This window comes from Mesobacillus maritimus (assembly GCF_019749255.1).
In the GTDB taxonomy this organism is placed as follows: Bacteria; Bacillota; Bacilli; order Bacillales; family Cytobacillaceae; genus Mesobacillus_B; species Mesobacillus_B maritimus_A.
In genome coordinates this window covers 1-26,689 of sequence record NZ_JACWFH010000031.1, presented here as the reverse complement: position 1 = coordinate 26,689, position 26,689 = coordinate 1, and the positions used below count along the sequence as shown (strand labels likewise).

Sequence of the window (26,689 nt, the reverse complement as noted above, 5' to 3'; positions counted from 1 at the left end):
GGGATACACATGATTGTAGAAGAAATTATGAAGACCGAACTGACCACTCTTAGAAAACATCACACCATCGAAGAAGCCTGTCGACTAATGGAAGAAAAGCGAATTAGACACCTTCCTATTGTGGATGAAGATAACCAATTGGTTGGCCTAGTAACAGATCGCGATATCCGTGATGCTATGCCATCAAGGTATCTTTGCAATCCTGATCAGGAAGTTCTTAATCATACACTTGAAACCCTTATGACAACTGATTTAATTACCTGTCATCCTCTTGATTTTGTTGAAGAGATTGCAGCCCTTTTTTATGAGCATAGCATTGGTTGCCTTCCAATTGTAAAAGAACATAAACTCGTTGGAATTGTTACAGAAACAGACTTGCTTCATACGCTTATTGCTTTAACAGGAGCACACCAACCTGGTTCTCAAATTGAAGTAAAAGTCCCTAATAAAGGGGGAATGCTTAATCAGGTTGCTTCGATTATTAGCGCTCGAAAAGCAAACATTTCAAGTGTCCTAGTTTATCCATATGAAAAAGACGAACAATACAAAATACTCGTTTTTCGGGTTCAAACCATGAATCCGATTAGTATGATTGAAGACCTTAAAAAAGCTGGTTTTCATGTTCTATGGCCAAATTTGCCGGGTGTTTCATCATGAGTGACCGTTCCGTCTTCGTCTATTCAGAGGATTTACTAAAGTATAAGTTTAGTAGTCATCATCCTTTTAATCAAATCCGTTTAAAGATGACACTTGATTTATTAAAAAAAGCACATGCAATCAGTGATCAGGATATTATTCCACCTCGTCCAGCTACCTACGAGGAGTTGCTCTTAATCCATGATCCTAATTATGTTGAAGCCGTTCGCCTAGCAGGAAACGGACAACTCCGTGAGGAAACAGCGGAAAGCTATGGCCTCGGAACAGAGGATACTCCTATATTTGCCAATATGCATGAAGCTAGTTCACTTCTAGTTGGTGGTACTTTGACAGCGGTTGACCAAGTTATGAGTGGCAAAGCGAACCACGCCCTTCATCTGGGGGGAGGATTGCACCACGGTTTCCGTGGCAAAGCTTCTGGCTTTTGTATTTATAATGATAGTTCTGTTGCAATCAAATATCTATTAGAGAAATACAATGTTCGAGTACTGTATGTTGATACTGATGCTCATCATGGGGATGGCGTTCAATGGTCCTTTTATGATGAACCTAATGTTTGTACCCTTTCAATCCACGAAACAGGACGCTACCTATTCCCAGGAACGGGAAATGTAAATGAGCGAGGGCAGGGGAAAGGCTATGGGTATTCATTCAATGTGCCAGTCGATGCCTTCACTGAGGATGAGTCATGGCTAGACGCCTATTCTAAGGCGATTATGGACGTTGCAGACTTTTTCAAGCCTGATGTTATCCTAACTCAAAATGGGGCCGACTCGCATTACTTTGACCCACTCACACATTTATCCGCAACCATGAAAATCTATCGAGAAATACCAAAACTAGCACATAGAATTGCACATAAATATTGTAATGGTAAGTGGATTGCGGTCGGTGGCGGCGGGTACGATATTTGGAGAGTTGTACCGAGAGCATGGGCCCTAATCTGGATGGAAATGACCGAAAACTCAAACTGTTATGGCAGTTTACCTGAGGATTGGGTTCAGTATTGGCAAGAAAAGAGCACCGTTACCCTGCCTCGTGAATGGGATGACCCGGAAAATCTATATCCGCCCATCCCTAGGAAAGAGGAGATTACCGAGAAAAATAGACTTACACTAGAAAAGGCTCTGTATCCCATTCATCAGCAAAAAGATGCGAAGGAACATATAAAGGAATAGAAAAATGACCGCTTTTTAGGCGGTCATTTTCTTAGTTTTTCGTTGAGTCACGAAACTCGATTCTATGTGGAAGAAGGACAGTTTGATCATCTACTTCTTCCTTATTCATCAATTTAGTTAAGAGCCTCATCGCCACAGCCCCGATGTCATACAATGGCTGAACAATTGTTGTTAACTGTGGACGAACCATCGTCGCAAGCCTTGTGTTATCAGAGCTGATTACCTCAAAGTCCCCAGGTACGTTGTAACCCTTATCTACCGCCCCATGAACAACTCCAAGGGCCATCTCATCAGAACCAACGATAATAGCAGTAGGCTTATCCTCCAACTCAAGCAATTTTTCAATCGCTTCAATTCCAGAATCATATGTGTAGTCGCCTTCTACTACCAATCCCTCATCAACTTCAAACCCTGCCTGTTGGATTGCATTTTTATAGCCTGAGAGCTTCTTTCCCTGATTAATCGGTTCTAATAATGGACCTACTACAAAGGCAATCCGTTTATGTCCCTTTTCAACCATTAGTTGCACGGCATCAAACGTACCCTGTTCATAATCAATATTCACAGAAGGTACAGACTCAGATTCCTCAACGGAACCAGCAAGAACGATTGGTACAGGTGATTTTTTAAATTCCTCAACATGTTCTTCGGTAATATTCCCACCCATAAATACAATGCCATCAACTTGCTTTCCAAGCATTGTATTCAATAAGTGTAGCTCTTTGTCTTTATTTTGGTCTGAGCTACTCAGTATGATATTGTATTTGTACATTGTGGCAATATCTTCAATCCCTCTAGCAAGCTCTGCAAAGAAAATGCTTGAGATATCTGGAATGATTACCCCAACTGTAGTCGTTTTCTTACTCGCTAGTCCCCTTGCAACTGCGTTTGGTCTGTATCCTAGTCGATCGATAACCTCCATTACCTTTTTACGTGTAATAGGTTTCACGTTAGGGTTTCCATTCACTACACGTGACACCGTTGCCATCGATACATTTGCTTCTCTTGCTACATCATATATTGTAATATTCATGACTTTCACTCCTTTAAGTCCGTACAAAGCTTTCTTATATTTTACTGCATAATGGGTTCATTTAAACATTTTTTAGATTGTGATTGTATGTACAAGAACATTTTATTAATTAATCATACGCTATCCTTTCAATTCTCGCAATGTAGACGTGAAATAATCTTTCATATTTCCCCTAAAAAGCCTCCCCATTAGGATGGGAAGGCTAGGTTTACATGTTAAATTTGTACGAAAGCTGATGAACGCAAGGATTGTACGAATTCATCAAACTGCTTAAGATCCATCTGTTGAGCATTATCTGATAGTGCAACCGCAGGATCTGGATGTACCTCTGCCATTACTCCATCAGCGCCAATTGCTAGTGCTGCCTTTGCGGTAGGAAGGAGCAAATCCCTTCTACCTGTTGAGTGAGTCACATCTACCATAACAGGCAAGTGTGTTTCTTGCTTTAGAATTGGCACTGCGGAGATGTCCAGGGTATTTCTAGTTGCTTTCTCGTATGTGCGAATTCCTCGTTCACAAAGGATGATTTGTCCATTCCCTTGTGCCATGATGTATTCCGCTGCATTAATAAATTCTTCAATCGTTGCTGAAAGACCACGTTTTAATAGAACTGGCTTGTTAACCGCCCCTGCTGCTTTTAAAAGCTCAAAGTTCTGCATATTGCGTGCTCCAATTTGAATCACATCGATATAATCTACAGCTGTTTCAATATCATTCGGGTGAACAATCTCACTGATAACAGCCATATCGTATTCGTCGCCGACTCTTTTAAGAATTTTCAAGCCCTCTAGTCCTAGCCCTTGGAAATCATACGGAGAGGTTCTAGGCTTGTATGCACCACCACGAAGCAATTTAAAGCCTTTTTCCTTAACGGCTGCCGCTACAGTGGCTACTTGCTCATAGGATTCAACTGAACATGGTCCGAATACAAATTGTTGGCTACCATCTCCAATTTTAACCCCTTTCACTTCAATAATGGTATTATCTGGCTTTTTCTTTCTTGAAACAAGTAGGGCTTTACGGTGATCATCTTCCTGAAGCTCTAGACCAGCTTTAAAAATCTGTTTAAATATATGTTCAATAGTCGAGTTTTCAAATGGCCCATTATTCTCTTCCTTAATTAGGTCTAGCATATGACGTTCACGAACAGGGTCATAGCGATGTACGCCTTGTGTTTCTTTTGCTTTTCCAATTTCCTGAACAAGCTGTGCTCTTTCGTTGATTAAAGATAGCAATTGCAAATTCAATTCATCTACACGATCCCTTAGTTGATCGAGCTTATTATTCGTCATCATTCCCGCCCCTTTATTATCATTTATTCAGAAAGTACTGCATTTTCTATAATTAGGGTTATTATATCTGAATTTGTTTCGTTTGTCACGAAGTATTTCTTTATTAATTAAACGCTTTTAAGCGCTAAAGTATGCAATGTTACCTATATAGTTTTTGCAGTCACAGTACTTATTGTAAAAGGATGGTTGATTTGCGCTACAGGATGCTCCAATCAACCGATGCTTTCCTAACGTTTCTTTCAATAACAAAGAACCCTTTATAAAGAAAAACACCCATGAAAATCATGGATGTTTATTTGTTTTCTTCTAGGGCAGCTGCCAGTGATTTTTTTGTTATTTTCCAATGGGATGCATGCCAAGCGACATCAGCTTTACTAAAGAGTATCGCTTGTGGTGATTCATGTTTTACGTGATAGGTCTCCGCAATATGATTTGAAAGAGGTTTTGCCTCTTGAACCGCTAGATAATAACATGGCACGTCACTCTCACCAGCAAACTGTTCAAATTCAGTAAAAGCCGCTTGGCTTATAGGACATGTTAAGCTATGTTTAACAAAGAAGAACGGGTCCTCCCCTTCCGCAAGCTTGTTGAATTCCTCGATAGAGTCTAGTTTTTTCATTTCACTCACTCCTAATGGTAATTTTAAAATAAAAATGATAGTAAGGTCCTATGTAATAATAAACGGTGAAGTAATCTTATCACTTCACCGTTTTGTTGACAAATTTAGTGGTTCAGTTTCAATTCTGTCTCATCGAAAGCTCTTTGTGTTTCGGCTAGTTTTCTTTGGATTTCATCACTATTCATAGATGAAGGGTCTTGGGAATCAGCCCCCTCTCCCTCAGCGCTTTCATTGCCTATCTGTTTATCTTTCACTTTCTCTAATAACTCATGAGACTGATGTGAAACAGATTGTACCACTGAAGTAGCCTTCTCCTTGGCAACTGTCGCCAATTCATTACTTTTACTTAAGGCTCTCTCTTTCACTTTATCGGTTTTTTCAAGGATATTGTTGGTTTGGCCATTAATGGTTGTCCGTAAATCTTTTCCTGATTTAGGAGCAAATAATAAGGCTGCTGCTGCCCCTGCAAGTGCCCCGATAAACGCACCGGCTAGAAAATCCCGTGTTTTTGAACCTTCCTTACCATTCATTTCTCTACTCGCCATTTCTTTTTCACCTCTTTTATTGATTTGCTCTTTCCCTTTTTCTTACAAGGATTTCTTCCGCATCTGCCTGGTATTCAACCGGAGAATTCTTTCTTGCATTCCATTTTTGCTTTAGTTCTAAAAAAACATTGCTCCACTGAACAACTTGAGAAATTTTGTCTTGGCTCTTGTCAATTTGCTGATCCACCATAGAAGTAATGTTCTGGATTGAGTGGTTAAAACGTTGAACAGAATGACCAACATCTTTAACCGCAAGCACAACTGAATTTAGGTTTTCGGACTTCTCTTGAATATCTTCTGCAAGTGAATTAGTCTTATGTAGTAATTCTGTCGTTTCACGTGTTACTCCATCAAGCTGCCTTTCTAGACCCGTAAGCGTATGAGCCACACTATCAAGCGTACCTTGTAGTGATTTTAAGGTCTTTGCCAAGAAAATGACTAGAACCAAAAAAGCGATGGCTGCAACTGCAGCACTTAAATAAAGTATTATTTCCACTATCACACCTCCGTTAGCCTTATCCTACATTTTCCCTAAATGTAAGGGAAACAAACCACTCCCTAGTATGTATTCCAATATAAGGCTTCCCATTTCATGTTCTCTTAATCATAGGATAACATTAACAAGTAAAATCGGGTACAATTATAATAGGTTTTTCAGAATGAATATGGAGGGTAAACCAAATGAAAGATCACCGTATCGAGAAATTAGCAAAGAATTTAATCAATTATTCAATCAAGTTACAAAAAGGGGAAAAGGTCCTCATTGAAAATTTTGGCCTCCAACGGGAACTAGTTACAGCACTTGTAAAGGAAGCCTATGAGGCAGGCGGTCATCCTTTTGTTTTGCTTAAGGACAACCAAGTTGACAGGGCACTTTTAATGAACGCTAAAGAAGAGCATTTTAATATGATGGCTGAATTCGAAGCCAATGTCATGAGGAACATGGATGCTTATATCGGGCTTCGCTCAGGGAATAATATCAATGAACTTGCTGATGTACCTGACGATAAAATGAAGATTCATGGTCAAACCATTGGGAAGAAAGTACATAGTGAAATTAGAGTTCCAAAGACAAAATGGGTCGTGCTCCGTTACCCGACATCTTCAATGGCTCAGCTTGCAAAAATGAGTACAGAGGGATTTGAAGATTTTTATTTCAACGTATGTAATCTTGATTACAGCAAAATGGACAAAGCAATGGACAATCTTGTTACCCTTATGAATAAAACGGATAAGGTTAGACTCACTGGACCTGGTACAGATCTAACTTTTTCCATCAAGGATATCCCAGCCATTAAATGTGCTGGAGAGGCGAATATTCCTGACGGTGAAGTATATACAGCCCCGGTCCGTAATTCTGTGAATGGTAAAATCACTTATAATACCCCATCTCCATACCAAGGTTTTACGTTCGAGAATGTGAGCCTTACATTTAAGGATGGTAAAATTGTGGAAGCAACAGCCAATGACAGCGAGCGAATTAACAAAATTTTCGATACTGATGAAGGGGCACGCTACGTTGGGGAATTTGCGATTGGGGTTAATCCTTATATTCTTCATCCCATGCAGGACATCCTGTTTGATGAAAAAATAGATGGTAGTTTTCATTTCACCCCTGGACAAGCGTACGACAATGCTTACAACGGGAACCAATCGAATATTCACTGGGATATGGTAAACATCCAACGTCCAGAATATGGTGGTGGCGAAATTTATTTTGATGATGTTCTCATTCGCAAAGACGGTCGCTTTGTTCTTCCTGAATTAGAGGTTTTGAACCCTGAGAACTTGAAATAACGATGCTACATCATAAAAAAATAAGAAAAAGGATGCGAACAATCATCGCATCCTTTTCTCTTTGTCCAGTTCAAGCGCCCATTTAGCAATCAGAAAGATCGTTAAATGACACTTGAACAGAATACCTAATTGATTTTTTTCTCATATGCTTCCTGAAACTTTTGAATATCTCCTGCTCCCATGAAAATAATTACTCCATTTTCATATTTCGTGAGCTCAGATGTATCTTCCTCAGTTATAATTTCAGCACCATTTATTTTCTCTTGAAGATTTTCAATCGATAATTTTCCATGGTTTTCACGAGCTGAACCAAAAATTTCACATAGATAAACCTTATCTGCCTCACTAAGACTATCAGCAAACTCTTGAAGGAAGGTTTGCGTTCTTGTAAACGTATGAGGCTGGAACACAGCAATGATATCTCTGTCTGGATATTTTTGATTAGCTGCTTGAATGGTTGCCTTAATTTCCGTTGGATGGTGCGCATAATCATCAATGATTACCTGACCGCCAATTTCTTTTTCAGAGAATCTTCTTTTCACACCACTGAAAGTGTTCAATTGCTCTTCAATGATCTTCGCATCGATACCTTCATAATTACATAATGCAATAACACCAAGTGCATTAAGAACATTGTGATCACCATAGGCTGGGATCGAGAAAGTGTGGTAAAAAGTATTTCGGACAAACACATCAAAGGTAGTCCCATTTGTCGACTTCACCACATTTCGTGCTTGGAAATCATTCTCTTCAGCAAAACCGTAAAAAACAACTGGCACTTTTGCTTGAATTTTTTGAAGTTGCTCGTCATCTCCACAAGCAATGATTCCTTTTTTCACTTGCCAAGCCATTTCCTGAAAAGCGGAAAATACATCTTCTAAGTTAGCGAAATAGTCCGGATGATCGAAATCAATATTGGTCATAATCGCATAGTCTGGAAAATAAGACAAGAAGTGGCGACGATATTCACACGCTTCAAATACAAAGTATTCTGCTTCCTTATGGCCTTTTCCCGTTCCATCTCCTATTAAGAAAGAAGTGGGTTTCGCACCTTTAATTACATGTGCGAGAAGACCCGTAGTCGAAGTCTTGCCATGTGCCCCTGTAATGGCAACACTTGTAAAGTTTTCCATAAAGTCACCAAGGAAACGATGGTAGCGAACAATTGGTAGACCAAGCTCCATTGCGCGTTGAATTTCCTCGTGTGTGTCCGGGAACGCATTCCCAGCAATAATAGTCATTCCAGGTTGGATATTATCCTCATTGAACGGAAGGATCTTTATTCCGGATTGTTCAAGGGCAATCTGGGTAAAAAAGTGTTTCTCGACATCAGAGCCCTGGACATGATAGTCCATATCATGGAGAATCTGCGCAAGCGCGCTCATACCAGACCCCTTTATACCTACAAAATGGTAAATAGTCATATAAAGAACCTCCAACAAACGTCTGTATGTAACACAGTATATGACGGTAATTATAAATTGCTCATTATCAAGCTATCGTTAAATATACTTTCATTTACTATTGAATATTGAAACATTATATCATTTTTCACTTATAAAAACTATCGTATTATCTAATATTCATTTTTACTGCTAAAAGAATACCTCATTTAAGTTAATGAATGGTTTTCTTGAAAAGAATCTAAATCTTCAATTGAAATCAGGACATCTCTTGGTTTACTACCACGCCCTTCGGATATAAACCCGTTCTGCTCCATCATATCAATTAATCTGGCTGCACGATTGTACCCTATTTTAAATCGCCGCTGAATACTAGATGTGGATGCCCCGTCCTGTTCAATGACGTATAGGCAAGCCTCATAAAAGAGCTCATCTTCGTCTTCTGTTATTTGCGATTTTTTTATCAATTCATCCTGCTCAAATAAATACTCAGGATCTCTTTGCTTACGGACAAATGCTACAATATCATCAATTTCTTGATCAGACACAAACGTTCCTTGTAATCGAAATGGTTTTGACTTTCCATTTTCTAAGAACAGCATGTCGCCTCGACCTAGAAGTTTTTCTGCACCACTAATATCAATGATTGTTCTCGAATCAACTTGAGAGGATACCGAAAAAGCAACCCTTGTCGGAACATTTGCCTTGATTAACCCCGTAATGACATCAACCGACGGCCTCTGAGTAGCGATAACTAAATGTATCCCACAAGCCCTAGCTTTTTGAGCAATCCGACAGATAGCTTCCTCAACATCTGCTGGTGACATCATCATCAGATCCGCAAGTTCGTCAATGACAATAACGATGTACGGTAGTTTCTCTGAGTAGCGTTTGTGTTCAAGGGCAAGTTCATTGAACCTACTAATATCCCTAACACCTGTGTGGGCAAAGAGTTCATACCGGCGTTCCATTTCCTCGACTGCCCATTTTAACGAGGCTGTCGCTGCCTTTACATCGGTTATTACGGGACTTACAAGATGCGGTATTTGATTATAAGGTGCAAGTTCAACCATCTTCGGGTCAATCAACAATAATTTTACATCATCAGGGTGAGCCTTATATAAAAGACTCACGAGCATGGTATTGATGCAAACACTTTTACCTGAACCAGTAGCACCAGCAATGAGGCCATGCGGCATTTTCTTTAAATCCGTGACAACTGGAGAGCCCGCAATATCAAGACCAAGTGCAACCGCGAGAGGAGAAGTGTTTTCATTGAAACCACTTGTTCGCAAAATCTCACTTATCAGTACAGGTCTACTAGTCTCATTTGGGACTTCAATCCCTATCGTATGCTTCCCCGGGATTGGAGCCTCAATCCGAATATCTCTTGCCGCAAGACTTAATTTGATATCATCTGATAGATTGGTAATCTTGTTAACTTTCACACCTGGTTCTGGTTGGACCTCAAAACGAGTAACTGCGGGCCCTTGAGTAACATTGACTACCCGCGCTCCTACATTAAAATTTTTCAGTGTCTCATTTAATAGCATTTCCTGACTTTCTAACCATTCTCGGCTCGTTTCAATCATAACCGGAGGCTGCAGCAAATTCAGTGGTGGAAATTCATAGTTTGATGGTTGAGCTGTCTCTAAAGCTTTCGCTTCCGTTTCTTCGTTTATGACTGTTTCTGTGTCTTTTTCAGTTTCGTTTCCTGTTGCTGTTTCTTTTTCTGAAACAGCACGGGAATTTTTAACAGGATTGAATTTTTGTAGAATCGTGTCTGCTAGATTTTTTTGTTCTTCTAGCTTACGCTTATCTTGCTTCAACATCAAGACATTAAAAGGCAACTGTCTTTTTTTGCGTTCCGGAGCAGCTTCAAGTGAAGCGGCGACAGGTACATCTTCAATCGCCTTTTTAATTTTTTCATCCGAGTCTGGTTTTTCCAATAGTGACTCCTGCACCTGTTTCGGTTCAGTCTCTGTGTATTCAAGACTATTATCTTTCTCGAACACACGCCTTTGATCCTCTTGCTTTATCCTGTCTACTTCGTTTCGGGCACTCATCTCTGCCTCTTGAACTAACTCATTTCTCTCAATTGGCGTTGCCTGTTGGAGATAGTCAGCAGCCTCGCCTCGTACGTCTCCTTGAGCTTCCTCAGCGGTCAAGATGGTTGCTTTACGGGCTTCTTCATCTAACAAGATTGGAGTTTCTACTTGAGTTACATCCTCTTTAATAATTGAGGCTTCCTCTCGAACTTCTTCACTAGGAGGTTCAAATTGAGTTGCTCTAACCGCTTCAATTGGTGCTTGTTCTGAAACTACTTCAACCTCTTCGTTTGATGTTTCTTGAGGTCCTTCTACCTCTTTAATCGATATTTGCTCTTGAGCTGCTCCGACCTCTTTAATCTGCGCTTGCTCTTGAGCTACCTTAGCCTCTTTAGTCGGCGCTTGCTCTTCTTGAGCTACCTCAACCTCTTTAGTCGGCGCTTGCTCCTGAGCTACCTCAACCTCTTTAATCTGCGCTTGCTCTTGAGCTACCTCAGCCTCTTTAGTCGGCGCTTGCTCTTCTTGAGCTACCTCAACCTCTTTAGTCGGCGCTTGCTCCTGAACTACCTCAACCTCTTTAGTCAGCGCTTGCTCCTGAGCTACCTCAACCTCTTTAATCGGCGTTTGCTCCTGAGCTACCTCAGCCTCTTTAGTCGGCGTTTTCTCTTGAGCTCCTACAAATTCTTTTCTTTGTGTTTGCTCTTCATCCGATACATCAGTATTAAATCCTTTTAATTCATATTCGATTTCGTCAGATTTAGGCCTATTGAAAGCAAATATAGGGGAAGGAGTTTCTGTCCTTCTAAACGGTTGACGATTCATGTTTGGTTTAGGTTTAGGTGCCTTAGGCTGAAATACAGGCTTCACGGGTGTAGGTTCTTTTTCAATTGGCTTTTCCTTATGAGCCGGCCTTTCCTTATGAATCGGAGTGACGGTCTTCGTTCTATTTTCCGTCCGCCGAACATTTTTAGGATGTGCTTTTTTTTCAATTTCTGCGTCCGGGATTAAAGGAAATTTAAATTGACCCTTCGGGTACTTATACAAAACCCGCGCTTCAACTTCCTTTTTTGGCTCTATCTTATTTTGTTCTGTAAACTGGCGTTGCTGCCTACCACTGTTGTTGTTCGTTCTAAGAGGTTCAGATTGTTTCATTTCACCTTCTTCACCATTGAACATTTGTAAAAGCCTTTTAATCCAACTCAAAGTTTATCACTCTTTCTATAATCCTTATATCATTCCTATTTTAACAGTTATTGGCCAATTTTCGAGATAAACTTAAAAGATAAGTCATATCGATTAATATAAGGATGAAAATAAGAATACAAAAAGCCCTATTTTAGGGCTTTTATCATGCTGTAAGAGTGATAAGTTATTTCTTTTTATTTTGACCAAGAATAAAGATAGGCTCAAGCTCCCCTTCTTCGTAAAGGAAGGACAATGCCGTTATCGGCACTCGCCCGCTTGTAAAAAAGCTCATCGTCATTTGCGCAAGGACATCGAACCCTGTGTCATTCCGGATATCTGCAACAATTAAGACATCTTGATGGGGTACCGCAATAGCAAGACTCCCCTCAACTTTGTCTTTCATTTTGCTTAAAAGGCGATCATTTAAAATTCTACTTGCATCATATCCATCATTCGAATTTAAAAAGTAAAATAGATTACCTGCCACTTCATCTGTCTTGAATTCTGCCGGAAGTGAACGCAGATTGAATAATGCGGTCTCTCTTATATGGCTTTCTTCCCAACCTTCCTTTTCAATTAGCCTTTTATCAATAAGTCGGTAGGTTTTCCCCATATCAAGTGCATAATAAATTCTAGTTTCCGCAGTATGGTCATCAAAGAAAAATGGAACTCCCTCTTCAGCCTCTGCTGGAAAAGAGGTAGAACGGATGACAGGAAAGATATTTCGCTCTTGACCCGAAAGCTGAGCTTTCTCTTCCATCGCATTTAATCCTTCAACCACATAATAGACCGTCTCATCAATTGCCTTTTCTTTTTGCTCATTCCATTTAGCGATGATTCCAGGCAAAGCGACGGTAATCCCTCGTCCTGTTTCTTTGTTTTCTATGCGTAAGGTATCCTTTTCACGGTCAAAAACAAACTTTCGATTGGGGTGCTGAAGCTTTTCCTCCAACATTTTTCTCATTTTCTTACTATCCATTTTTTAGGCTAGGCCTCCAATAAACTGCTCGATTTGTTCTTGTGTTTTGCGATCTTTATTAACAAAACGCCCCAACTCTTCCCCATCTTGGTAGGCTAAAAAGCTAGGGATTCCGAATATATCCAACTGAATACATAGGTCAATATACTCATCTCTATCAACATAAACAAAGGTAAACTCAGAGAATTTAGCTTCAACTTCTGGTAAAATAGGATCAATAAATCGACAATCTGGGCACCAGTCTGCGGAGAACATAAATACATGTTTCCCTGATTGTTTCATTGTTTCAAATTGTTCAACAGACTCAAGTTTTTTCATTGTTTTTCCTCCACTTCTACTTAACACTGTGTAACTATTTTAAACTTGTAGAATTAAAAAAGAAACCAAACTGATTTTAAATAGCTGTGTTTCACCTAGCTTTTGATTTAGGGCCACCGATAAAGTAAGCTAGGTCCAATGAATAAGCCTATAAATTAATAAGGGCGCCATCAATGTGATGGCGCTCCCCTATTTTACCTTGACTGAATTAGCAATTTCCATCATTGTCACAGCATCTGATTTAAGGTTTTTTGTTTCGGTTGTTAGTTTTACTCCTCCAACCCCTGTTACTATTTGATAATTGTCCTCATCAAGTTGCTTAACAAGCAAATAACCAAAATCTCCGTCCTGTTCAAAGGTTATATTTGCATCCCATTCAGTGTGCTGTTCTAGCGTGGACTCATAGACGACTTTACTTCCACTTTCTTCATACTGATTATAAAATAAGATATAAGTTCGAGAACCATTTTTAAGTAGAATATTGTTCGGTGTCTCTTCTTCCTTCTCTACTCCAAAAGGCAAGCGGTACTTTATATCATCATTACTATTATTGGTTTTATCTGCTTCCTTGTTAAACTCTGCTTCTACAGCCGTTTTCGTTTCTTCAAGTACTTCCTCAAAAGAGGCAGAACAAGCCGACAACCCAACTAAGGCAATGAATATAAATAAGGCCTTCACGCCGAATAATTTCATTATGAATATCCTCCTTTATTCGGACAAGCAATCCTTATCTATCATAACGTTACCTTAGAACTAGTGACAACCCCTATAACATAAATTCCTCATTTTAGCATTAATATTTCAAAAAATCGCCCTAATTATGCCTCTTTAGATTTCATATACTGGTTTATTTGTTGAATTCATACTGTCCTAGCAGTAATTTCACCACATGAGAGAACATTTCAATGCGATCAATTTTACCATTTGTAAAAATGCCAATAGCTCCTTCTTTTTTGCGGACATTTTGTTTTTGGGCAAACTCATCCATTACTGGACCTAGTTCTTCTCCTGCTAGCAGGCGACTTGCAATTTCATCCGGTAAAGCGATTCTCGCTCCACCTGCAAGAATGGGTTCTTTGTCTTTCGCTAATAGTGCCCCCCAATTACATAAAAACAAGCCGTGTTTTGTTTCTTGTACGCCACCTTCTAGGCCAATCCCGATATCTGCACGAGATACACTTAAGGCGGAAACTGCGCGGTTGATTGCCCCCTTAATCGTTTCTTCATCAGACAGAGGCTGTGCGCTTACTCCAGATTCTGTATCGACGGAAATTAATTCAAAGCTATAGCCTTGTAATGCCTGCTCAACCGCGGCTATTTTCGCTGGATTTTTTGAACCGATAGAAATGAACATAGTGTTACCCCTTTCTTCTTCAACAAAAAGAGGCAGCTTAACTGCCTCTTCTGGTTTAACTATTTTGTTTGATCGTATCAATTGTGGTTTTATCACATGCTTTTACTAGCTTAACTATTAGCTCTTTTGCTGCTGCATAGTCATCAACATGGACAATGGATCCGTGAGTATGAATGTAACGGGAACAAATTCCAATTACTCCACTAGGAACACCTTGATTGGAAATATGCACGCGTCCTGCATCTGTTCCTCCTTGAGAAACGAAGTACTGATATGGAATGTTATTGGACTCAGCGGTATCAAGGATGAATTCTCTCATGCCACGATGAGTCACCATGGAACGATCTAAAATTCTTAATAAAGCACCTTTGCCTAATTGACCGAATTCATTTTTATCGCCAGTCATATCATTTGCCGGGCTCGCATCTAGAGCAAAAAAGATATCAGGATTGATCATCGTCGCTGCTGTCTGAGCGCCTCTTAATCCAACTTCTTCCTGCACGGTAGCACCAGAATAGAGGATATTTGGCAATGTTTCATCTTTAAGTTCTTTCAATAGCTCAATTGATAACCCGCAACCATAACGGTTATCCCAAGCTTTGGCCAGGATTTTCTTCTCATTTGCCATTGGTGTAAACGGCATAATAGGAACGATTTGTTGCCCAGGCTTAATTCCAATATTCATTGCATCTTCCTTATCGTCTGCACCGATATCAATTAGCATATCTTTAATATCCATCGGCTTATTGCGTTTCGCATCATCTAGCAAATGAGGCGGGATAGAGCCGATGACTCCGACAACTGGCCCTTTATCTGTGATGATTTGAACGCGCTGTGCCAAAAGAACTTGACTCCACCAGCCTCCAAGCGTTTGGAACCGAATCATCCCGTTCTTCGTAATAGAGGTCACCATAAATCCAACCTCATCCATATGTCCAGCTACCATTACGGTCGGACCAGCTGGATTTCCTCTTTTTACCCCAAAGATACTTCCTAAATTGTCCTGAACCATCTCATCAGCATACTGCTCTAATTGTTCACGCATGAACTTTCGCACAGAATGCTCGAAACCAGATGCTCCAGGAAGCTCGGTAAGGGTTTTAAATAACTGTAGTGTTTGTTCATTCATATTCCGCAGCTCCTCTAAGTAAAAAAATTTAGACTCTCTAATTATGTACAACATGTATTTTACAGAAATATTTGTTAGGATGCCAATAGTATTGTTTCCTCACGCTTCCAAATCCAGACAATAGTTCTTTTGTGAGAATGGAATTTTTGTTATGATTAGTTTTAAAGGATTATTTTTACAGATTAAAGGAGGGTCCGCAATGAACTGGAAGTATTTTTTTCTAGGAGTTAGTGCTGGAGTTGCAGGTGCATACATTGTAAATGAGGCAATATCCCGTAAGGAAACGATTTCTCCTGAAGAAATTCTAAATCAGGTAAAAGAGGCCTTTAAAAAAGATGGTCCAATTAGTGGCTCATGGATTAATATGAGTGCTGAACCTTTTTTGCGGTCCCCTATCGAACATCAAGTGTATAAAGGTGGGATTACCCGCAGTATTAACGGGCATTCTGAGCTGTTTGAGTTTATTGCTGATGCAAAAACCGGAACAATTATTGAAACGAAACCTATCGGTTAAAAGCCTGCGAGTATGTACGCAGGCTTTTTCTTTACTTTTCCCGTTTTACAGCTGAAATGATCTCACCTTGTTCATCTAGCTTTATCGCTCGGTAGAAAGCATCATGGTAAAAGGTGAACCATGCCTTCTTATCTGCGGCAAATTTCATCCATTTTTGTTTGGCAGCAATCGAATCCATCGGATAATCATCATAGGCCATGACCCATAGAACATTCTGGTGAGCATGAGTTCCCATTAAATCAGCCATATGAACGACCGTCTCACCCTCTGATTCAATGATTATGATAGAATGCCCGTTGCTATGGCCACCTGTGTGAACCATTTTAAATAGGCTGTGATTCCATTCTTCTTTGAACGTCAAAATTTGATTTTGAATAGGCTCCCAGTTTTCTTTCCAGTATGTAGCTTTTGAGCGGATATTAGGGTTTTTTAATTCCTCCCATTCCACCTCGGAAGTTACAATGGTCGCGTTTGGAAAAACGGAAACGAACTCACCATTCACCTCTTTAGTCAGCCCATTGGCGTGATCATAATGCATATGCGTCATAAGAACATAGTCAATGTCCATAGGAGTTAATCCTAGAGCTTCTAGCGATTGTTCAACTTCAGATTCTTCCTCTACACCGAAATTTCGCTTTTGTTTATCAGTTAATTTTCCATTTCCAATCCCTGATTCGATCAGATAGTTTTTTCCACCTGTCTGAATTAAGATTGGATCGGCCCTTAATTCAATTTGATTTTTTTCATTCACTGGGTATTTCCGTGTCCATAATGGCTTTGGTACCACCCCGAACATAGCCCCTCCATCAAGATGCGAGACCCCTCCCTTTAGCCAAGTAAAAGTGACATTTGCCAATTCAAGTTTCTCCATGCACATCCCCCTAGTAACCATTTTCAGTTAATTCTAACATTTTTAGAGACAACTTAATATATATACGACCTGAGACATTATGACTATTTAGTTTTTTGGGGGAGGTGAGCATAATCCGGTTTCCACCTATTCACTACGATTTTCAGGTGCGGTGTTTTTTCATCGTGACCTATTGACCTTTTCTAGCACTTCCACACAGCTTTTGGGCACGCTGGGCTTTCCTCCGTTACCTTTTCACCTCTTCCCTACAGCTTTCAGGCACGCTGGACTTTCCTCCGTTACCTTTTCACCTCTTCCCTACGGCTTTTGGGCACGCTGGACTTTCCTCCGTTACCTTTTCACCTCTTCCCTACGGCTTTTGGGCACGCTGGACTTTCCTCCGTTACCTTTTTTTACTTCCCCACAGCTTTCAGGCACGCTGGACTTTCCTCCGTTACCTTTTCAGCACTCTCACTCGGCTTTCGGGCACGCTAGGCTTACAACGGTTACTTTATTCAACTCTCTAAAATCAAATACGACCACAGCACAAAAAAACACACGATTTCAAAATGAAATACGTGTGTTTCCTTAGTTCTTATAAGTATGTAACCTTAAAGTCATTCTTATAGACCTTAAAGATTACCGCTAATTCTGGTATTGTACTTCGCAACGATAGATCCGGTTGCCTCTTGATGAAAATTTCTCCTCATACTCGGTCATGATATTGCCTTCAAAGTCACTTTGATGCAAATCAAGGCTAACATACTTTAAAAGTAATCCATATCGAGAAAAACTCATGAGTGAGTATTCAAACAGCCCTTGATTATCGGTTTTAAAATGAATTTCTCCTTTTTTCCCAAGAATTTCTTCATATACAGCTAAGAAGCTTTTAAAGGTTAAGCGACGCTTCTCATGCCTCGCTTTTGGCCATGGGTCAGAAAAATTTAAGTAAACTCTGTCAACATCTCCTGGAGCAAAGTATTTTCCAAGCTCAGCAGCATCAACATTCATCAGTTTACAATTAGGTAGTTCAGACTCAATCAGCCTATCTAGTGCAGAAATAATGACACTTTTTTGTAATTCAATTCCAATATAATTTACATTAGGATTTGCTTTCGCCATTTCAGTAATAAAGCGGCCCTTACCTGTACCAATTTCAATGTGGAGGGGCTGTTCTACTGCAAATAACTCGCTCCATTTTCCACGATGATTTTCAGGTTCATGGACAACATATTGGGGATATTCCATGAGCTTATCCTCAGCCCATGGCTTATTTCTTAATCTCATTAAGACACCTCTGTAAAATTCATATCGTTCAAAACATATCATGGGTAGGTACTATTTTTCAAGCTATAGTGGGGATAGAGTATAAAGAATAAAGGAATCCGCAAAATATAAACGTGGATTCCTTTTTCCATTACCTTATTTGAAAGGGTGATATCTATGCCACTTAGTTATCAAGATCAGGTCAATCTTTTAACAGATATCCTGTCAAATCAACAGACCGACTGCTGCGGCTCTGTCGCAGAATGCGAACAAGTAGAGCGACTTGTAAAATCATTAATGGTTAACACAAACCTAGACAACAATGTGAAACCAGTACTGCAAGAGATTTATCAGTACAGCCAAAACGGAAAATATTCATCCGATTTAGATGAGCATATATTGTCCAACCAAGAAAACCTGAACAATTGGGTTGATAATATAGGTCAATTTTCTTAAAAATGCGGAAGCACCCAACGTCACTCAAAAACGGTGATGCTGGTTATTTTTGAAAAGCATTTTTCAAAAATTCAATCCAGCTATCCATTTCAGCGAGGCGATCCTGGTTCTTATGCCATTGAATGGACGATAAAGCCTGAGCCAGCACATACCATTTCATACGCAGCATTAAATTCTCAGTCAATGGCAGACCATAGCGCTCAAGCCAGTTCTCCCAATCTTCTCTTGGGATATAAGAATAAAGCAACAAACCTAGATCAATGGCAGGGTCTGCAATAATTGCACCATCCCAATCAATCAAATACAACTGGTTGTTTTCCGTAAGCAACCAGTTGTTATGATTGACATCACAATGGCAGACAACTTTTTCATGATGATCAATATTTTCTAATTCGTTTGTTAAAAATTCAAGTGCTGCCGCAACAATTGGAAGACCAGTAACACCTTCATCTAAGTCTTTATTAATAAGATGAAAGACGGTCTCAGGCTGAATTGGGGTTTTCCCAAGCCTAGTTAGCATGTTAAGAAGCGGTTTAGAGCGGTGTATTTTATTTAATAATTTGGCAACACTATTATCAGCCATGTCAATGGACTTTAGCTCTCTCCCGTTCAACCATTGCTGGGCGGTAATGACATCACCGTTTTCCAGTCTCTTTGTCCAAACTAGCTTAGGGACGATTCCTTCAGCAGATAAGACCGCAAGAAAAGGAGAAGAATTCCGTTTTAAAAACAAACGCTGTTTTTCATGTTGGGCAAAATAGGCGGTACCAGTGGCCCCACCTGCAGGAATAATCTCCCAATCCTGTCCTAATAAATCTTCCAAAGTTGTTCACCTTCAATTTATGTCACGATCTCTAAAATACGAGATTCTTTTTAATGATAGTATCCTAATGAATAAAAAAGACAGCTATTGAAGAGATTGACACAATAGCTATCTTAATAAATTTTATCTCCAATATGGTTACCCCGTCAAGTCCACCTTCGTTATTCTTTATTTCGTGAAAGAGGTTACTAAACAACTTTTTATTTACCTTGCAGCAATTAAAAGCGAACAAGCCTCTATATTTACGCATTTCTCGCGAATTTCATCAACCGGTGTAGCAGATGCACACTGAGAATTAGCTAATATTTTCCAACAAGTTTTTTCTGGAAAATGGACAATCTTTCTTTCATTTGTGGGATTTATAAAGGTGATAATCTCCTGCCAATCCCCAAACTTTTCCACTTCTGATAATCGATAGCCAATTAGCGGCGGAGGAAGTGGTAAAAAATGCAGGTGTTTCCGTACAAGTGCTGCCTCAGGTAAACGAAAGGCCTGATGGGAATTTCTAATCGATATCATTCCCTTAAGGTAACGAATGTTTTCCAAATGAGCATCTCTTCGATTCCAATCCAACCAATTGATTTCATCAGGTGATTTGTAGCTATTGCCAATCCCTTTTTTGGTCCTAAAAAATTCTTGGCCACTGTGAATAAAGGGTATACCTTGAGCAAGAATCACTAAAGCTGTCGCCAATCTATGCCTTTGTTCAATGTTATCTTGTTCACAGGCTTCGAGCTTATCCCAGAGAGTATGGTTATCATGTGATTCTACATAATTCACTGTCTGAGTGGGATTTAAGAACAAACCTGTTTTACGCCTCTCTACTCCGATACTTCCTGCTAAAACCTGCTTGGCCGCCTCTGTATATCGCTCGTTTCCTAAAGCATATCCACGATCATAAAGGTTAAATGTGCTCCCTTTAATCGTATCTCGGAACCAATCGTTGAATTGACCTATAGTTGGGATTTTCTCCTGATTGCCGATGGTCGCTTTTTCATCATGAGGAATTGGCGTATTTAAATCCCACCCTTCCCCAATAATGATTGCAGCAGAATCCAACGATGAAACAAGCTCTCTTACTGCTTGCATGGTCGTGATGTCAAGGATTCCCATTAAGTCAAATCTTAGCCCGTCAATTTGATATTCTTCCATCCAATACCGTACTGAATCAAGAATAAACTTTCTGGCCATCAACCGTTCTGACGCAAAATCATTTCCAACACCTGTTCCATTTGACGGGAGCCCATTTTCTCCATGACGGAAATAATAGCCGGGTACAAGCTTTTCAAAAGGAGAATTTTCACGGATATATACATGATTGTAAACCGCATCCATAATAACCCTTAGTCCTTGAGAATGAATGGTGGCAATTAGTTGCTTCAACTCTATTATTCGCTTGTAAGGATCACTTGGATCAGATGAGTAACTACCGTCTGGAACATTAAAATGAACAGGATTATAGCCCCAGTTATATTCATGATTTGGATTTAGCTCATCTACTCCTTCAAAGTCATGAAACGGGAGGAACTCAATATGTGTGACCCCAAGGTCTTTAATATAAGATAATCCAGTAGGCTCGCCTGAAGAGCTTTTCGTTCCTAGCTCTGCGGCTCCTAAATAGGTTCCTTTATGTTTCACTCCACTACTAGGATGGATTGTTAGGTCTCGGATATGTGTTTCATAAATGATAGCATCACATGGATTAGCTAAGTTTGGTAATTGGGGCTTAGACGTCGCAGTTTTCTCTAGGTCAACGACCACCCCCATTTGACCGTTAACACTTACAGCTTTCGCATATGGATCGACAGCTTCCCGCCACTCGAGATTGATGCAAGCCTGGTAGCTATAACGATACCCTTCCAAGTTCTTTTCGACCTCAACCATCCAGATTCCCTTTGCTTCACGATTCAACATTACATACTCTGGGCTGCTTTTTTCATCAGCGCTAATCTTTAATTTCACCTGCGTCGCCGTAGGTGCCCAGACTTTAAATACGGTCTTGTTTGACCGAAGAGTAACCCCTAAGTCATCTCCGGAATAATAAAAAGCTTCATCAAATTCTTTCGTGCGGATAACAGCACCGACTTGGAGATCTGTTTGTCCTCCGTATTCATCCTTAATGTTGTATGAACTTCCAATTTGCGGTGTTATTTGACTATAGCATACATACTTTAAAGACTGTGGTAGGTGAATTTTTTCACGTATCTCTAAGGGAATCATCTCAGCCTCATTTAGTAAGTAAAAGGCGGATGACTCTCCCTTATGATAAGAATAAGGAAGTAAAATTGTAATCATCTGCATCTCATCTAGATAGGCATAAAATAATCGGTTGATGGCTTCCATATGTCTTTTCAGCTCCTCAGCCTGTTCCTTCTAATTTACCTGTAATGATGGTGAGAGAGTCGCAAACCGCTTCAACCTCCATTGGTGTGTTTCCAATTATTTCACCATCAGCATGCGCGATAACAGGCTTTTGCGTTTGGATTGAGACCTTCTTTCCTTTTAACATACATACTTCTTTGAATTCAGTATGTCCACCCCAAAAAACGGATATAAAAACGGATAATAATTTCCATCTTGATAAGTTATGGACAATAATGACATCAAGTAAACCATCTGTGGCTGAAGCATTCGGTGCTATTTTCATCCCACCACCATAATAGACCTGATTGGCAAGCGTCACGAACCAAACTTGTTTAAACTGTTTCTCTTGTTCATCTATTTTGATCCACATATCTGTACTTTGATAGGTGAATAACTTTTTAATGACAATGAAGGCATAGGCAAGACTCCCGAGCGAAAGGACGTTTAATTTTGCTTTTAGTTTCGAGTGGTTGGCATCATCGCTAATCGCTGCATCAAAGCCAACTCCCATATTGTTAATAAAATAGTGACTCGTGGTCCCTGCAGAAATCCTTCCAATATCCACAACATTTTTGGGTGACTCATCAAGAATTAATTTTAAGGCTGCAAGAGGATCCTGTGGAATCCCAAAACCTCTTGAGAAGTCATTGCCAGACCCACCAGGGATAAACCCAATCGTTAGTTTTGAATGGCCAATAGCACCGTTGACCACTTCATGCAGAGTGCCGTCGCCACCAACGACGACAATCGTTTTTTCCTCTTCATATTCTTCTTGGGCAATTGCTTTGGTTAGCTCAACAGCATGCCCTGAGTATTCCGTATAACATGCTTTGTAAGGAGTTCCATATTGAGTTAATTGTTGTTCAATCTGCTCCCAGACTTTGCGGCAGCGCCCATTTTTTGCTTGTAAGTTGATAATAAAATACATCTGTTTCATTTGTTTCCGCCTTCAAATTTCATTTTATTACTAAATGTATGTTAGGGAGCTAGAAAGAAGCCTATTTCTTTAGCTTTGAAGTGGAATTTTTAATACAGCCTCATATTTAGGTTCTTTCCCCAAATGCGTCTTGTATAAAACTATATTTTTAGCTTCAAACTCCATTTCTTTACCTAAAAAGGGATCTGCTTGTCTTAGCCACTCGTTAGTGAAAGGGAGATCCCCGTCCCACTTTCTTGCTAATGTAATATGAGGTTTAAACGGTCTAGTTTCTAGTTTAAAACCCGAGTCAATGCATGCTTGGTAAACAATCTCCCTAGCATCCTTTAATAACGGCTCCTCGTTCACCCCAGCCCAAAAGATTCGCGGGGAATCACTTTTTCCAAACACACCTAGGTGTCGTATTTTTAGAGTGAAAGCAGGGCTATCAATTCCTGACTCTAACTTTTTTATAGAATCTGCAAGCATATTGTCAGGCGCATGCCCAAGAAAAGCGAACGTAATATGATAATCATGTGGATGCACCCACCGTTTGAAGTGCAATGTCTCCTTCAATTCTCCGCAATTCTCCCCAAGCTTCTGCTTTGTTCCCACTGGCAATTCTAACGCATAAAAATAATGTTGATTTGACTGCGACATAGAGTCTCTTCCTTTCTAGCTCTTTTATTTTATCAAAATAGACTAACAATAGAACGGATTTTGAAACATGATACCTCTATTATTTCTTAGGCGGGTCCGATTATGTTTCTTGGACAAAGATAAAAAGAGAGGGATTGCCCAAGTAGCAATCCCCCATTAACCATTCTTATAATTTTCCGCACTGGAGTTCAATTTCGTTTTTAAATAAATCTTGGAGTTTTCTAGTTAAAGGGCCTGGTTTCCCTCCACTAATCTCTTTGCCAGCCAACTCTACAACCGGCATAACCTCTACGGTAGTTCCTGTCAGAAACACTTCATCTGCTTGGGTTAATTCCTCTAAAGTAAATGGTTCTTCAATCACAGAGATATTTTCTCGCTTACAGATTTCTAGCATTACACGCCTTGAAATCCCATTTAAAATAAAATGATTCGCTGGATGGGTATGAATCTTGCCGTCTTTTACGATTGAAATATTTGAATGACTTCCTTCGGTCACTCTTCCTTCACGATGAAGAACAGCTTCATCACAACCAGCTTCAGCTGCCTTTTGGTTCGCTAGTAGGTTTCCTAATAAATTCAAACTTTTGATATCGCAACGCAACCAACGAATGTCATCCGTAATAATAGCTTTTACACCTGCCTGTAGCTTTTCGACAGGGCGACCAACTTCCCTCGTATAGGCCACAAATGTTGGAGTTACTCCACCTGCAGGAAAGGGATGCTTTCGTGGCGAAATTCCACGAGTGAACTGCAAGTACACCGTACCTAAAGACAGCTTGTCTTTTTCAACTAGCGCTTTCAACTGTTCTTGTAATTGTTCCTTAGAATAAGGAATTTCAATTCCAATACTAGCAGCACTTGCCCATAATCGCTCCAAATGCTCTTCCTCTGTAAACATTTTTCCGTTATAAACTCGGATAACCTCGTAAACTCCATCCCCAAATTGATATCCACGGTCCTCAATATCGATCGAAGCTTCTCCTCTTTCTAGTAATTCTCCATTTAAAATGACATTTTGCATGTCTTCTCCCCCTATTCTATTTTACCAGCTAGTTCATATATTGCCTGAGCATAGATAGCCGTAGCCTTAAGCATATCCTCTATCAAAATGTACTCATCCTTTTGGTGAGCACAATCAGGTCTGCCAGGGAACAATGGACCAAATGCAACTCCTGATTCAAGCGAGCGCGCATACGTCCCACCACCAATTGAAATAAGTTCAGCTTTCTCACCGGTTTGCTCTTCATAGACCTTTTTTAGCGTCTGAACGAGGAAGTCATTTTCATTCACATGATGTGGCTTTGAATCATCAAAGTTCTCAATGGTAAACCCTTTCTTGGTTACAAGGCTTTCTAAGGTAGATTGGACCTCTTCAAGATTTGTGGTAACCGGGTACCTCATATTCAAACCTAGTACTCCACCATCTGCTTGTGAAAAGCTAAGTTTTCCAACATTAATGGTTAGATCCCCTGTAATTTCATCGGAATATGCAATCCCCAATTCATTCCCGCGTGATTCTTTTCCAAAATAGGTAACGACAAATTGAAAGAACTTGGCTGCCTTTTTATCTAAGTTTAACTCCGACAAGAAACGCGCCATGAAAAGTCCCGCATTTTTCCCGTTATCTGGCTCCATTCCATGGGCCGACACGCCCTCCATGGTTAGAACAAACACCCCGTTATCTACATGACAGTTCCCACCCAGACCATGTTGTTGTTTATAGGCTTCGTAGCGCTGAATGACCTCTGTTTGCATGGTTGGTATTTGCAAGGAAACAGACGCCAAATCTGGCACCATATTATATCTTCGACCTGAGGTGTACTCAATGACCTTAACATCAGACTCTACTACTTCTTCCTCCGCGCCTCTAAAAACAAGGTCAAAATCAGCAATGCCTTTCTCCGCATAGATAATTGGGAAGTCTGCATCTGGAGCAAACCCCATCTGTGGCATTTCCTCATGCTTAAAATAGTGGTCCACACAACGCCAATTGCTTTCCTCATCCGTTCCAATAATCATACGAACCCGTCGTTTTAACGGCAGACCAAGCTCTTTGACAATTTTCATTGCATAATAGGCGGCCATTGTGGGTCCCTTGTCATCTATTGCACCGCGAGCAAAGATTTTCCCATCACGAATCTCAGCGGCATACGGGTCACTTGACCAACCATCTCCCTCAGGGACAACATCGACATGGCAGAGAATCCCGACAATTTCTTCCCCTTCACCGAACTCAAGATGACCAGCTAAATTCCCGGTATTTTTAGGAGTAAATCCATCCTCTTTACCAAGCTTCAGCATGAAGTCCAATGCCTCTTTTACGCCTAGTCCAAGCGGTGCATCTGAGGTGCTATTCTCTTCATCGAGAACACTCTTTATTTGTAATAATCTTTGAGTATCCTTAATCAGTTGCTCTTTCCGTTTTTCGACTTCTTCTTCCCACTGAATGTTTGTCATGTTTATTCCTCCAGTTAAATTGCCTTAGGCTCAGTATGTAGAAATATTATTTTATTACCTTATCTTACCGCTCTCCATCTCATTTTCAAACTTTTTTCCTAACAGCTTGTATATTTCTTAATTTTCAATTATTTTTACTCATAAAATACCTACCCAATACCATAAGGTAAACTAACACCATTGCAAAGGAGGGATATTCCGAACAATTCCTACCAAATTTTGATGAATTTTTTGTTAATTTAGTTAATTTGCTAGAATTTTAGCTTAATAAAGGGTAAAATAGTTAAAAAGAGGTCAAGTAATGATGCCTTTGAAAAGGAGATGGCTGATAGAAGAAACTACATAAGTCGCAAGATTCATCACAATGAACTGTCGGTTGTAGTAAATGTCAAGGGTTTAATTTAGGATAGGGAGTGGTTGTTTGAAACCTTCAACTAACCGGATGATAAACCGAATAAAGTCCATTTACATGTTCATTCACGAGCATGGAACTGTAACAACCCAGGACCTTGTAGAAGAATTTGGCATTACCCCACGAACCATTCAGAGGGATCTAAACGTCCTCGCCTATAACGACTTAGTAGAAAGCCCAAGCCGAGGAATGTGGACAACAACACAAAAAAAAGTAAAAATGACATCGTAAATAGAATCGAGTAGGAGGGGGTGACTAACCCCCGACCTCTCACACCACCGTACGTACCGTTCGGTATACGGCGGTTTCAATTAAGTCGAACGTAATATTTGATACCTTGCAAGCAAACTTTTGAGCCCTTGTTTTAACCAGTAGTGGTTATCAAGGGCTCTATCTAGTATTGGGCTTTTGGCGATACGCCAATAACCCAGCCT

Annotated in this window: 26 protein-coding genes; 6 read left to right on the top strand and 20 right to left on the bottom strand. The window is 40.0% G+C overall.

The window, feature by feature from the left end:
• Positions 1-9: 9 nt before the first annotated feature.
• Together H0185_RS19620 and H0185_RS19615 are read left to right on the top strand one after the other, a co-directional pair.
• Positions 10-657: an acetoin utilization AcuB family protein gene (locus H0185_RS19620; protein ID WP_221875192.1), complete on the top strand. Its 648-nt coding sequence runs from the start codon at positions 10-12 to the stop codon at positions 655-657.
• Positions 654-1,835, top strand: a complete 1,182-nt coding sequence (locus H0185_RS19615) for an acetoin utilization protein AcuC (RefSeq protein ID WP_221875191.1) — start codon at positions 654-656, stop codon at positions 1,833-1,835. Before H0185_RS19620 ends, H0185_RS19615 begins: the two co-directional genes overlap by 4 nt.
• A gap of 31 nt (positions 1,836-1,866) precedes the next feature.
• On the opposite strand, the gene ccpA is transcribed toward H0185_RS19615, so the two are convergent.
• The 5 genes from ccpA to H0185_RS19590 all read right to left on the bottom strand — a co-directional run bounded on the left by ccpA (position 1,867) and on the right by H0185_RS19590 (position 5,820).
• Positions 1,867-2,868 carry a catabolite control protein A gene (gene ccpA, locus H0185_RS19610; RefSeq protein ID WP_221875190.1) on the bottom strand — a complete coding sequence of 334 codons (1,002 nt, stop codon included), beginning with the start codon at positions 2,866-2,868 and terminating at the stop codon, positions 1,867-1,869.
• Between the two features lie 215 nt (positions 2,869-3,083).
• Positions 3,084-4,160: a bifunctional 3-deoxy-7-phosphoheptulonate synthase/chorismate mutase gene (locus H0185_RS19605; protein ID WP_221875340.1), complete on the bottom strand. Its 1,077-nt coding sequence runs from the start codon at positions 4,158-4,160 to the stop codon at positions 3,084-3,086.
• A 292-nt stretch (positions 4,161-4,452) separates the two neighbouring features.
• On the bottom strand, positions 4,453-4,779 hold the full coding sequence (ytxJ, locus tag H0185_RS19600) for a bacillithiol system redox-active protein YtxJ (protein ID WP_221875189.1): 327 nt from the start codon (positions 4,777-4,779) through the stop codon (positions 4,453-4,455).
• A gap of 104 nt (positions 4,780-4,883) precedes the next feature.
• Positions 4,884-5,324, bottom strand: a complete 441-nt coding sequence (locus tag H0185_RS19595) for a YtxH domain-containing protein (RefSeq protein WP_221875188.1) — start codon at positions 5,322-5,324, stop codon at positions 4,884-4,886.
• Positions 5,325-5,340: 16 nt separating this feature from the next.
• Positions 5,341-5,820, bottom strand: a complete 480-nt coding sequence (locus H0185_RS19590) for a DUF948 domain-containing protein (protein WP_221875187.1) — start codon at positions 5,818-5,820, stop codon at positions 5,341-5,343.
• A gap of 185 nt (positions 5,821-6,005) precedes the next feature.
• Here H0185_RS19590 and H0185_RS19585 point away from each other — a divergent pair, with 185 nt between their 5' ends.
• Positions 6,006-7,121 carry an aminopeptidase gene (locus H0185_RS19585; protein WP_221875186.1) on the top strand — a complete coding sequence of 372 codons (1,116 nt, stop codon included), beginning with the start codon at positions 6,006-6,008 and terminating at the stop codon, positions 7,119-7,121.
• Between the two features lie 125 nt (positions 7,122-7,246).
• Here the strand turns inward: H0185_RS19585 and murC are convergent, their stop codons facing one another.
• From murC to H0185_RS19550, 7 genes are all read right to left on the bottom strand, one after another.
• Complete coding sequence (gene murC / locus H0185_RS19580; protein WP_221875185.1) at positions 7,247-8,545, bottom strand: UDP-N-acetylmuramate--L-alanine ligase; 1,299 nt, start codon at positions 8,543-8,545, stop codon at positions 7,247-7,249.
• 188 nt (positions 8,546-8,733) lie between these two features.
• Positions 8,734-11,775, bottom strand: a complete 3,042-nt coding sequence (locus H0185_RS19575) for a DNA translocase FtsK (protein ID WP_221875184.1) — start codon at positions 11,773-11,775, stop codon at positions 8,734-8,736.
• Positions 11,776-11,941: 166 nt separating this feature from the next.
• Entirely contained in the window at positions 11,942-12,736 is a 795-nt protein-coding gene (locus H0185_RS19570; RefSeq protein ID WP_221875183.1) for a DUF1444 domain-containing protein, read from the bottom strand.
• A gap of 3 nt (positions 12,737-12,739) precedes the next feature.
• Positions 12,740-13,054 (bottom strand): thioredoxin family protein, encoded by a 315-nt coding sequence (locus H0185_RS19565; protein ID WP_221875182.1) that lies wholly within the window; start codon positions 13,052-13,054, stop codon positions 12,740-12,742.
• Positions 13,055-13,243: 189 nt separating this feature from the next.
• The gene (locus H0185_RS19560; protein WP_221875181.1) at positions 13,244-13,747 is read right to left on the bottom strand and encodes a hypothetical protein; all 504 of its coding nucleotides are present in this window, start codon (positions 13,745-13,747) and stop codon (positions 13,244-13,246) included.
• 154 nt (positions 13,748-13,901) lie between these two features.
• A complete protein-coding gene (locus H0185_RS19555) occupies positions 13,902-14,408 on the bottom strand; it encodes a DUF84 family protein (protein ID WP_221875180.1) in 507 nt (168 codons plus the stop codon).
• 55 nt (positions 14,409-14,463) lie between these two features.
• On the bottom strand, positions 14,464-15,537 hold the full coding sequence (locus tag H0185_RS19550; RefSeq protein WP_221875179.1) for a M42 family metallopeptidase: 1,074 nt from the start codon (positions 15,535-15,537) through the stop codon (positions 14,464-14,466).
• A gap of 199 nt (positions 15,538-15,736) precedes the next feature.
• On the opposite strand from H0185_RS19550, the gene H0185_RS19545 reads away from it, so the two are divergent.
• Positions 15,737-16,051: a PepSY domain-containing protein gene (locus tag H0185_RS19545; RefSeq protein WP_221875178.1), complete on the top strand. Its 315-nt coding sequence runs from the start codon at positions 15,737-15,739 to the stop codon at positions 16,049-16,051.
• A 31-nt stretch (positions 16,052-16,082) separates the two neighbouring features.
• On the opposite strand, the gene H0185_RS19540 is transcribed toward H0185_RS19545, so the two are convergent.
• Positions 16,083-16,922 (bottom strand): YtnP family quorum-quenching lactonase, encoded by an 840-nt coding sequence (locus H0185_RS19540; protein ID WP_221875177.1) that lies wholly within the window; start codon positions 16,920-16,922, stop codon positions 16,083-16,085.
• Between the two features lie 624 nt (positions 16,923-17,546).
• Positions 17,547-18,188, bottom strand: a complete 642-nt coding sequence (gene trmB / locus H0185_RS19535; protein WP_221875176.1) for a tRNA (guanosine(46)-N7)-methyltransferase TrmB — start codon at positions 18,186-18,188, stop codon at positions 17,547-17,549.
• Positions 18,189-18,344: 156 nt separating this feature from the next.
• On the opposite strand from trmB, the gene H0185_RS19530 reads away from it, so the two are divergent.
• Positions 18,345-18,623, top strand: coding sequence for a YtzH-like family protein (locus H0185_RS19530; protein ID WP_221875175.1), 279 nt, complete (start codon positions 18,345-18,347; stop codon positions 18,621-18,623).
• A 43-nt stretch (positions 18,624-18,666) separates the two neighbouring features.
• Here the strand turns inward: H0185_RS19530 and H0185_RS19525 are convergent, their stop codons facing one another.
• From H0185_RS19525 to pepV, 6 genes are all read right to left on the bottom strand, one after another.
• Complete coding sequence (locus tag H0185_RS19525; RefSeq protein ID WP_221875174.1) at positions 18,667-19,446, bottom strand: phosphotransferase family protein; 780 nt, start codon at positions 19,444-19,446, stop codon at positions 18,667-18,669.
• A gap of 204 nt (positions 19,447-19,650) precedes the next feature.
• On the bottom strand, positions 19,651-21,789 hold the full coding sequence (pulA, locus tag H0185_RS19520) for a type I pullulanase (protein ID WP_221875173.1): 2,139 nt from the start codon (positions 21,787-21,789) through the stop codon (positions 19,651-19,653).
• A gap of 16 nt (positions 21,790-21,805) precedes the next feature.
• Positions 21,806-22,747: a diacylglycerol/lipid kinase family protein gene (locus tag H0185_RS19515; protein ID WP_221875172.1), complete on the bottom strand. Its 942-nt coding sequence runs from the start codon at positions 22,745-22,747 to the stop codon at positions 21,806-21,808.
• 69 nt (positions 22,748-22,816) lie between these two features.
• Positions 22,817-23,386 (bottom strand): RNA 2',3'-cyclic phosphodiesterase, encoded by a 570-nt coding sequence (gene thpR, locus H0185_RS19510; protein ID WP_221875171.1) that lies wholly within the window; start codon positions 23,384-23,386, stop codon positions 22,817-22,819.
• Between the two features lie 166 nt (positions 23,387-23,552).
• Complete coding sequence (dat, locus tag H0185_RS19505; protein ID WP_221875170.1) at positions 23,553-24,407, bottom strand: D-amino-acid transaminase; 855 nt, start codon at positions 24,405-24,407, stop codon at positions 23,553-23,555.
• A gap of 11 nt (positions 24,408-24,418) precedes the next feature.
• The gene (gene pepV / locus H0185_RS19500) at positions 24,419-25,843 is read right to left on the bottom strand and encodes a dipeptidase PepV (RefSeq protein WP_221875169.1); all 1,425 of its coding nucleotides are present in this window, start codon (positions 25,841-25,843) and stop codon (positions 24,419-24,421) included.
• A gap of 421 nt (positions 25,844-26,264) precedes the next feature.
• Between pepV and H0185_RS19495 the strand changes: the two genes are divergently transcribed.
• Positions 26,265-26,486 (top strand): DeoR family transcriptional regulator, encoded by a 222-nt coding sequence (locus H0185_RS19495; RefSeq protein ID WP_221875168.1) that lies wholly within the window; start codon positions 26,265-26,267, stop codon positions 26,484-26,486.
• The last annotated feature ends 203 nt before the right edge of the window (positions 26,487-26,689 follow it).